At 40.9% G+C, this 10171-nt stretch carries 9 protein-coding genes; 7 read left to right on the plus strand and 2 right to left on the minus strand.

Annotated features, from left to right (window positions below; genetic code table 11):
- The first annotated feature begins 65 nt into the window (after window positions 1–65).
- Window positions 66–329, plus strand: coding sequence for a DUF1871 family protein (locus tag ACR65F_RS15260; protein ID WP_185736983.1), 264 nt, complete (start codon window positions 66–68; stop codon window positions 327–329).
- A gap of 130 nt (window positions 330–459) precedes the next feature.
- Window positions 460–834, plus strand: coding sequence for a S1 domain-containing post-transcriptional regulator GSP13 (gene yugI / locus ACR65F_RS15265; protein ID WP_039044462.1), 375 nt, complete (start codon window positions 460–462; stop codon window positions 832–834).
- A 16-nt stretch (window positions 835–850) separates the two neighbouring features.
- On the opposite strand, the gene ACR65F_RS15270 is transcribed toward yugI, so the two are convergent.
- Complete coding sequence (locus ACR65F_RS15270; protein WP_440504919.1) at window positions 851–2170, minus strand: AAA-type ATPase lid domain-containing protein; 1320 nt, start codon at window positions 2168–2170, stop codon at window positions 851–853.
- A gap of 134 nt (window positions 2171–2304) precedes the next feature.
- Here ACR65F_RS15270 and pruA point away from each other — a divergent pair, with 134 nt between their 5' ends.
- The 4 genes from pruA to ACR65F_RS15290 all read left to right on the plus strand — a co-directional run bounded on the left by pruA (window position 2305) and on the right by ACR65F_RS15290 (window position 7730).
- The gene (pruA, locus tag ACR65F_RS15275) at window positions 2305–3852 is read left to right on the plus strand and encodes an L-glutamate gamma-semialdehyde dehydrogenase (protein WP_440504924.1); all 1548 of its coding nucleotides are present in this window, start codon (window positions 2305–2307) and stop codon (window positions 3850–3852) included.
- Between the two features lie 72 nt (window positions 3853–3924).
- Window positions 3925–5118 (plus strand): ornithine--oxo-acid transaminase, encoded by a 1194-nt coding sequence (locus tag ACR65F_RS15280; protein WP_039044465.1) that lies wholly within the window; start codon window positions 3925–3927, stop codon window positions 5116–5118.
- A gap of 81 nt (window positions 5119–5199) precedes the next feature.
- Entirely contained in the window at window positions 5200–6444 is a 1245-nt protein-coding gene (locus ACR65F_RS15285; protein WP_039044466.1) for a Glu/Leu/Phe/Val family dehydrogenase, read from the plus strand.
- Window positions 6445–6566: 122 nt separating this feature from the next.
- Window positions 6567–7730 carry an iron-containing alcohol dehydrogenase gene (locus ACR65F_RS15290; RefSeq protein ID WP_440504920.1) on the plus strand — a complete coding sequence of 388 codons (1164 nt, stop codon included), beginning with the start codon at window positions 6567–6569 and terminating at the stop codon, window positions 7728–7730.
- Between the two features lie 42 nt (window positions 7731–7772).
- On the opposite strand, the gene ACR65F_RS15295 is transcribed toward ACR65F_RS15290, so the two are convergent.
- Window positions 7773–8771, minus strand: a complete 999-nt coding sequence (locus ACR65F_RS15295) for a cation diffusion facilitator family transporter (RefSeq protein WP_440504921.1) — start codon at window positions 8769–8771, stop codon at window positions 7773–7775.
- Between the two features lie 187 nt (window positions 8772–8958).
- Between ACR65F_RS15295 and ACR65F_RS15300 the strand changes: the two genes are divergently transcribed.
- Entirely contained in the window at window positions 8959–9843 is an 885-nt protein-coding gene (locus ACR65F_RS15300; RefSeq protein ID WP_440504922.1) for a DMT family transporter, read from the plus strand.
- The last annotated feature ends 328 nt before the right edge of the window (window positions 9844–10171 follow it).

The raw sequence follows: 10171 nt of genomic DNA on the forward strand, positions 1-10171 counted from the left end.
TAAGTCTGTTTTCTTTTTCATACCTATGCTATCATAAATAAAAAGAAAAAATCAGGTGACTTGACGTGCAAACTGTAGAAATGAATAAAAAAGCGATTCATTTACTAGAAGAATGGGATCCATTCCTGAATGGTCCAGATGCATACGAACTAGAAATAGCAGATGTTGTGGCGGAACTCCATCTATTGGATCATCCAACAGATCTAGCAAAACGAATTCGCGAAATTTATGAACACTCTTATACAATATGGATACCTTTAGAAGATTGCATGCAGATTTCGTATAAGTTATTGGCTGTGAAATTCGAAGCTAAATGTATCATTTCATAAATCTCGTTTTCTAATGCCTCAAATTCCGTCTAAATGACTATCTTTTGCCCCAATAGTGTTCAAATGGTATACTGATAATGGCCGCAATGGCAATTTCAGATAGTCAAAACAGAATTGGGAGCTGTTACACATGACAGGTAAATACGAAGCAGGTGAAGAACTGTCAGGTACAGTTACAGGCATTCAGCCTTATGGTGCGTTTGTAGCTCTTGATGAATCCACTCAAGGACTCGTCCACATTTCTGAAATCACTTACGGATTTGTGAAGGATATCAACGAGCATTTATCGGTTGGTCAGCAAGTAACTGTAAAAGTGTTGGAAGTGGACGAGATGGATAAGAAAATCAGTTTGTCCATCCGTTCGTTACAAGATCCCCCAACACCCACGAAGAAATTCAATCGTCCCCGTAAATCATTACAAGAACGGGTAGACGAACAAGATGAAAAAGGATTCAACTCTTTGAAAGACAAGCTGAGAGATTGGATCGACAAATCAGGTTATTAAAAAGGAGAAGAGGTGATTATCCCTCTTCTCCTTTTTTGTTTTTCCGAAGACGATATTGTAGGTTTTGTCTACTCATCGACAAGGCATTTGCTGTTCTGGTGATGTTACCGTCATGAATGGTTAAAGCTTTTTGTAAATAATAGGATTCTGCTTCTCTTAAAAACTTATCGAGAGGAAGCATGTCTTTTTCACTTGGTAAGATGAAAGAAGGTAAAGGAACTGTTCCCTCGTCCAAAACAGCACTTTTACTTCTAAAGTGTTGAGGAAGCATTTCATACGTAATTGTTGTTTCAGCTGAAGCAAGGGAGGCCACTTCGTTCAGCAATATTTCAAGTTCACGAATATTCCCAGGCCATGTGTAAGAAAGGAATAGTTCCTCGACTTCTTCTGTAATGTCATCCAATGTGGTACCTAAACTCTCTTTACGTCTAGCTAAATATCTTTTGACGAATGAAAGAATGTCTTCCTTCCTCTCCCTTAGAGGTGGGAAGCGGATCGTAAAAGATGCAAAAAAGTAGTACAACTCCTTTAACAAACTTCCTGATGCGATAAGTTCGACGGGGTCTTCGCCGATACTTGCGATGAATTGCCGTTTATGAAGATCCGAACTATCTAAAATTCTGAGAAGTTTACGTTGCAGCTCGATGGATAAAAAGTCGATTCGTTCGCAAAATAGAGTAAATGGGGCATCGGTTTTTAATTCTGTTGCGAGACGATCAATTGATTGGTTATCAGATCGATCGCAGTAAAGTGTGTAAAACGATGAATCTGATACAGGACCTTCATGATGAATACCCTGGGCAACAAGGTCTTTTCCTGTACCCGCTTCTCCTACAAGGAGGACAGGGAGTTTTGCGCGTACCGCTTTTTTCGCTGTAGCAATAATTTTTTTCATGGATACGGATTCCGCTACTATGTTATTCAGCAAAACCGGTTCTCGATCTTTTGTCAATGGCTGCAAAACAAACTTTTCCAGTGCTGTTACGTCATGAGAGAGTTCAACTGCTCCAATAAGCAATCCGTTATTCACGATAGGGTAGGTATTGTTAATCGTTGTAATCTCAGTTTCGTTTTGGTTCCAATACGTTTGTTTAATATTTAATTGTTCTTGTCCACTTTGTAATACTTCCATCAACGTACTCGGCTGTTGACGGAAATTGAATAATTCCATGATGGACAAATCTCGGATATCATCGAGGTCTAGTCCTTCAATTTCTTTCATTTTGTCATTATAGATAATGGTCCTGCCCTCACTGTTAACGGCATGGATTCCAACCCCTGCACGCTTTACAGCAAATTCATAAAAGGGAAAGAGTGACTCTTCAAAAGCACTCATAGAGTGACACCGCCTAACTTTTTTCTTCAAGAAAACAATAATACTTGCAATGTGCAATAATATCTTGCATTATTATAAGTGCAATTAACAATGAAGTGCAAATATTATTTGCATGACCCATCTAAAGGAGGACTATCATGATCCCGTACAAACATGAACCATTTACAGATTTTACAATCGAAGAAAATAAAAAAGCATTCCAAGAAGGTCTTAAGACTGTGGAAGCTTACCTAGGTAAAGATTATCCCCTAATCGTAGGTGGGGAGCGCATCATGACTGATGATAAGCTCGTATCTTTCAACCCAGCTAACAAAGAAGAAATTATCGGTAGCGTTTCTAAAGCAAGTAAAGATATTGCAGAAAAAGCTATGAAAATTGCAGACGAAACTTTCAATACTTGGAGAAAGACAGAGCCAGCTATGCGTGCAGATATTCTTTTCAAAGCTGCAGCGATTGTTCGTCGCCGCAAAATGGAATTCTCAGCACTATTGACTAAAGAAGCTGGTAAGCCTTGGAACGAAGCAGATGCAGATACTGCTGAAGCAATCGACTTCCTAGAGTACTACGGCCGTCAAATGCTACGCTTGAAAGACGGAATGCCAGTAGAAAGCCGTCCAGGCGAATTCAACCGTTTTGACTACATTCCTTTAGGAGTTGGCGTTGTTATCTCTCCATGGAACTTTGCATTCGCGATCATGGCGGGTACTACAGTAGCTGCACTTGTAACAGGAAACACAGTACTATTGAAGCCAGCTTCAACAACTCCAGTTGTTGCTTATAAATTCATGGAAGTACTTGAAGAAGCGGGAATGCCTGCAGGCGTAGTAAACTATGTACCAGGTTCTGGCTCTGAAATCGGTGACTACTTAGTAGATCACGCGCGCACTCGTTTCGTATCATTCACAGGTTCACGTGAAGTTGGAACACGTATTTACGAGCGTGCTTCTAAAGTGAACGAAGGACAAATTTGGTTGAAGCGTGTTATCGCTGAAATGGGCGGTAAAGATACAATCGTTGTTGACAACGAAGCGGATCTTGAGCTTGCAGCACAATCCATCGTTAAATCAGCATTCGGTTTCAGTGGACAGAAATGTTCAGCATGTTCACGTGCGATCATTCACGAAGATGTATATGACACAGTTGTTGCTCGCGTAGAAGAACTTACTAAAGAGTTGACTTACGGTGACCCAACTGACCAGTCTAACTTCGCTGGACCAGTTATCGACAAAGCTGCTTATGACAAAATCATGAGCTATGTTGAAATCGGTAAAGAAGAAGGTCGTCTTGTTGCAGGTGGGGAAGGCGATAGCTCTAAAGGATTCTTCGTTGCTCCGACTGTATTCGCAGACGTTGCACCTGAAGCTCGTATTATGAAGGAAGAAGTCTTCGGACCATTCGTAGCAATTGCTAAAGCGAAAAACTTCACTGAAGCGATCGAAATGGCAAATGATACTGACTATGGTTTGACTGGCGCTGTTATCACGACTAACCGTGAGCACATTGAACAAGCTCGTCAAGACTTCCACTGTGGTAACTTGTACTTCAACCGCGGTTGCACAGGTGCAATCGTTGGATACCAGCCATTTGGCGGATTCAACATGTCAGGTACAGATTCAAAAGCAGGTGGCCCAGACTACTTGCAGCTTCACATGCAAGGTAAAACAACTTCAGAAATGCTATAAGACTAGTTTCAAGCAGTTGCCTGTCACAAGACAGGCACTGTATCTACATACCTAACCGAGGAGGGAATTTTAATGTCAGTATCTCAACAAGTGATTGAACAAACTAATAAGTATGGTGCACCAAACTATCATCCACTACCGATTGTTATCTCAGAAGCAGAAGGTGTATGGGTAAAGGATCCAGAAGGTAACAAATACATGGATATGCTTTCTGCATACTCTGCAGTGAACCAAGGGCACCGTCATCCTAAAATCATTCAAGCACTAAAAGATCAGGCAGACAAAGTTACTCTAACTTCACGTGCATTCCACAGCGATCAGTTGGGTCCTTGGTACGAAAAAATTACTGAACTATCTGGTAAAGAAATGGCGTTGCCAATGAACACGGGTGCTGAAGCTGTTGAAACAGCAATCAAAGCAGCTCGCCGCTGGGCATATGACGTTAAAGGCGTTGAAGAGAATAAAGCTGAAATCATCGGCTGTGAAGGTAACTTCCACGGACGTACGATGGGAGCAGTATCCCTTTCATCAGATCCAGAATACAAGCGTGGTTTCGGACCAATGCTTCCAGGTATCAAACTAGTACCTTATGGCGACTTGGATGCACTTGAAGGTGCAATCACTCCAAATACAGCTGCGTTTATCATCGAGCCAATTCAAGGGGAAGCTGGAATTATCATTCCACCTGCTGGCTATTTGAAAAAAGCACGTGAACTATGTAAAGAAAATAACGTTCTTTTCATTGCAGACGAAATCCAAGCTGGCCTATGCCGCACTGGTAAAATGTTTGCATGTGAATGGGAAGATGTTAACCCGGATATGTATATCCTCGGTAAAGCACTAGGTGGCGGAGTATTCCCAATCTCTTGTGTAGTAGCAGATAAAGAAGTACTTGAAGTGTTCAACCCAGGTTCACACGGATCTACATTTGGTGGTAACCCAATGGCGTGTGCGGTTTCAATTGCATCTTTAGAAGTACTTGAAAACGAAAAACTTGCAGACAAGTCTCTTGAACTTGGTAACTACTTCAAAGAAGAACTTGAAAAAATCGAAAATGATGTCATTACAGAAGTTCGCGGACGCGGTTTGTTCATCGGAATGCAGTTAACTGTTGAGGCCCGTCCTTACTGTGAAAAGCTTAAAGAACTAGGATTACTCTGTAAAGAAACACACGACACAGTAATTCGTTTTGCACCACCACTAGTTATCACTAAAGAAGAACTTGATTGGGCACTTGAGAAAATTAAAAGCGTATTCGCTAACTAAAAATTCTTTCCAATTCCGTTGTTCGATATGATACTATGAATAAGGAAAAAACATTATGAAACAAAGAGGCGAGCCAATACAATGACTGAAAACCTGAATCTGTTCACATCGACACAAGTTGTTATTAAAGAAGCACTTGAAAAGCTGGGCTACGATGAAGGAATGTATGAACTTCTCAAAGAACCAATGCGCATGACGGAAGTCCGCATCCCGATTAAGATGGACGATGGAAAAGTAAAAGTCTTCACTGGATTCCGCGGACAGCACAACGACGCTGTTGGACCAACAAAAGGCGGAGTACGTTTCCACCCAGATGTTACTTTAGATGAAGTGCGTGCACTTTCTATGTGGATGACACTTAAAGCTGGAATTGTAGACCTTCCATATGGCGGCGGTAAAGGCGGTATCATTTGTGATCCCCGTGAAATGTCTATGGATGAATTGGAAAAACTAAGTCGCGGATATGTCCGTGCGTTGTCTCAAGTTATGGGACCGACAAAAGACATTCCAGCACCAGACGTTTTCACAAATTCACAAATTATGGCGTGGATGATGGATGAGTACAGCAGAATTGATGAGTTCAACTCACCAGGCTTCATAACAGGAAAACCAATCGTTCTCGGTGGTTCACAAGGTCGCGACCGTGCGACTGCTGAAGGCGTAACGATTATTATTAACGAAGCAGCTAAACGTCGTGGTATCGATATGAAAGGCGCTCGTATTGTTATCCAAGGTTTTGGTAACGCAGGTAGCTTCCTTTCTAAATTCCTACACGATGCAGGTGCTAAAGTAATCGGAATTTCTGATGCTTATGGAGCTTTACATGATCCAGACGGCTTGGATATCGATTATTTACTTGACCGTCGTGATAGTTTTGGAACAGTAACTACATTGTTCGAAAACACATTGACGAACCAAGAGTTGTTGGAATTGGATTGTGATATCCTTGTTCCTGCAGCAATCGAGAACCAAATTACAGAGCACAATGCAAATAACATTAAAGCTTCTATTGTTGTTGAAGCAGCAAATGGTCCAACAACTTCTGAAGCTACGAAAATTCTTTCAGAACGCGGTATCCTTCTTGTTCCTGACGTCCTTGCTAGTGCAGGCGGCGTAACCGTTTCATACTTTGAATGGGTTCAGAACAACATGGGCTACTACTGGTCGGAAGAAGAGGTTCGTGAAAAAATGACTCTTAAAATGGTAACTGCGTTTGAAAATGTTTATACGCAGGCAACTACACGAGGCATTGACATGCGCCTTGCAGCGTATATGATCGGTATCCGTAAAACAGCGGAAGCTTCACGTTTCCGTGGCTGGGCATAAGCAACATAAAAGAGCGCTCCTTTTATAGGGGTGCTCTTTTTAGTTCGCTTCGTGCGGGCAGAACAGTTGCATCACTAACTCTCCTAAAACATAATGGAAGTAGTCTGAGGAGGCGATGAGTTTTGGATAATTTCGTATTTCAAAATCCTGTAAAATTATTGTTTGGTAAAGGGCAAGTGTCGAATCTAGCAGATGAGCTTAAAAAATATGGAAATAACGTTCTTGTCGTATACGGTGGAGGAAGTATTAAGAAGAATGGTGTATATGATGATGTGATGGGTGTACTAAAAGAAGGAGGACTCACTGTTCACGAATTTGGTGGAGTGGAGCCGAACCCTAGACTTTCAACTGCGATTGCTGCAGCGGAATTATGTAAACGTGAGAACGTAGACGTAATCATAGCTGTCGGCGGCGGTTCGGTCATTGACTGTACGAAGCTTATCGCTTGTGCTGCAAAATACGATGGCAACCCGTGGGACTTTGTTGTACGTAAAGCGGTACCTCAAGATGCATTACCGTTTGGTACAGTATTGACACTGTCTGCAACTAGTTCAGAGATGAATGCAGGGTCTGTTATTACTAATGAAGAAACTCAAGAAAAGTATGGATGGGGAACGCCATTTAACTTCCCTAAATTCTCAATTTTAGATCCGTCATATACGATGTCTGTTCCGAAGGATCAAACAGTCAACGGAATTGTAGATACGATGTCTCATATCTTTGAAGAATACTTCAATGAATCATCGAATACTCCTTTCCAAGATGAAATGTGTGAAAGTGCACTCCGTACTTTGATCACAACAGGTGCAGAAGTGGTGAATCATCCAGAAGACTACGAGCTGAGAGCGACTATGATGCTTGCTGGTGTATGGGGATTGAATGGTTTCCTTCGCATGGGATATACAGGAGACTGGGGAACTCATGACATTGAGCACGCGGTTTCAGCAGTCTATGACATTCCACACGCTGGCGGACTGTCTATCCTATTCCCAGAGTGGATGCGTTATACGATGCATTTGAATCCGAAACGATATGCACAGTTAGCTGTAAAAGCATTTGGTGTAGAACCGACGGATAAGACAGATGAAGAAACGGCATTAGAAGGTATTTCTAAATTAGAGGAGTTCTGGGCATCGATTGGAGCGCCGCGAAAACTTGCAAATTTCGATATTGATGATTCGAAAATTGAACTAATGGCTGAAAAAGCTGCAGCAAGAGGACCGCTTGGTAACTTCGCGAAGTTAGCTAAAGAGGATGTCGTTCAAATTTTGACGAATTCATTGTAATGAAAATGCGAGCCAACAGTCTCTAACGTTGGCTCGCATTTTTTATTCAGGTAGTTTCATGCGATTTTCAATGAGGTTAGAACTATTTTCTCCAGTCCAGGATTTAACACCATCATCACCTACTAAAGAAATGATGACATCCTGAATGCCTTTCTGAATCAGTATATTAGTAAGTAAACGATCTTTGACTTTTAGAACATATTCAACTGTATTCGAAGTCGCAACCTCGGCAATGATTTCAACATGTAGAAACTCACCTTCTTTAACAACCTCAACACGTTGAATATCCACAATGTCAGGGTCTTCTGCGAGTAGATGGGCGATATGCGCGAGCATTTCTTCATCTGTTTCTCCGATAGCCCCTCTGGCATTTTCGAGGAATACCTTACCGACTACATAAAACATCATCACACCAATGATAATGGAAGCAACGCCTTCAGCTGCGAACCAGCCAAAGAAATGAGCTAGTAGAACGGCGACAAATGCTATTATACCTCCGCTAGTCGCCACTAAGTCTTCCATAAAGACTAACTTAGTTGGAGGCTTTGCCTTTTTCAGATACGCAAAGCTTTTAGGGAAAGAGGATAATCCTGTATGTTCAACACCAGCATCGTGAAAGACTTCTTTTGATGCCTTATAGAGAACGAAGGATTCTAACACAATTCCAATCCCAAGAACGCCTAGGTTAATCCACAAACCTCCACTTTCTGAAGGATGAAGGATGTGATGTATCCCTCCAACTATAGTTTCATAAGAAAGGATCGCTACAATCAAAACGGCGCCCAGACAAACGAGGTTAACAATCCTACCAAAACCATTTGGATATTTAGGAGTTGGTGCTTTTTTGGAAAGGGCAGAACCAACATAAACGAATAGTTGATTTGCAGCATCTCCGATAGAGTGCATCATTTCAGCGAACATGGCAACGTTGCCTGTTAGAAAGAAAGCTCCCGCTTTTAAAGCGGCGATAATAACATTAACTATAGCGGCTAAAAGAGCAGGTTTGTTACCATCTTTTAAAAGTTGAATCCAATTGGTCATGAATGTATGCTCCTTTGCAACAAAAATGGTGGTGCGTTCAATTCAAAGTTTTATCATTAGCCTCCTACCTAAATAATAGGGGTATTCTAAATACCGAATTTTTAGAACGGCCATGTCTGATATACTATATGCTATATCCATAAACAAACTATTGTAACCCTCAATAGAAGGAAAGTGATGTGTTTAAATGAACAAACCAGCTATACATCCAGCTATCCCTATCATTATAGGGGTTATCTCGGTTGCTTTATCAGCAATTTTTGTGAAATTAGTATCCGCTGAGGCGGGGGTTACTGCATTTTACAGAATGTTTTTCTCGGTCATCTTCATGTTGCCGATATTCTTATTGAAATACAGAAAAGAAATAACGTTGCTGAAAAAGCGAGATTGGATATTTTCAACTTTTGCAGGAGTGTTTTTAGCGTTCCACTTTATCTTTTGGTTTGAATCGCTTAATTATACATCCGTTGCAAGTTCTACTGTTTTAGTGACACTACAACCTATTTTTGCGTTTGCGGGTACATACTTTTTCTTTAAAGAACGATTGTCGGTTAAAACTATATTATCAGCAGTAATTGCAATATCGGGTAGTGTCATTATTAGCTTTGGTGATTTCCAACTTGGAGGAACTGCATTTTATGGTGATATTCTTGCGCTCATAGGCTGTGCACTAATCACTGCTTACTTGCTGTTTGGCCAAGACGTTCGTCAAAGATTGTCGCTAATTACGTATACGTTTGTAGTATACTCCATTAGCTCGATTACACTTTTCTTCTATGTATTAATAAAAGGGGAGTCATTTGGTCCGCATTCACAATCAGATTGGATGTGGTTCGTGCTATTAGCGCTAATTCCGAACCTACTTGGTCATACCCTTTTTAACTGGGCAATCCGATGGGTGAGTACTAATGCGATTTCTATTGCGATATTATTTGAACCTGTTGGTGCATCGATCTTAGCGTATTACATCTTCAATGAGAGTTTATCGACAGCTCAAATCATAGGTGGAATCGTTGTGTTACTAGGGATTTTGTTGTTTGTTGTAGACGGTCGGAAAAAAACTTCAGTATAATTTTAAAAAAAGCTTGCAAACTATATACTATCTGTTGTATATTATTACTTGTCCTTCGGAACACGCTTTATCGGTTTCAAAGGCAAGTAATACTTTTTTAAAAAAGTTGTTGACACGATGATTACACCATGTTATGATGTAAGAGTTGCTGAAACAACAGCTAACGAATAACATTAACACTATGAACCTTGAAAACTGAACAGTAAAATGTCAACGAATTATCGTTTGGGAAACCGGTTCTGCCGGTGAAGCAAACACAAACAGATCTTAATCGATCTGATAGACATCTTAAATGATGCCAGTACGAATTGAGCAATCAATTCTCTTT

This window comes from Sporosarcina sp. SAFN-010 (assembly GCF_059415065.1).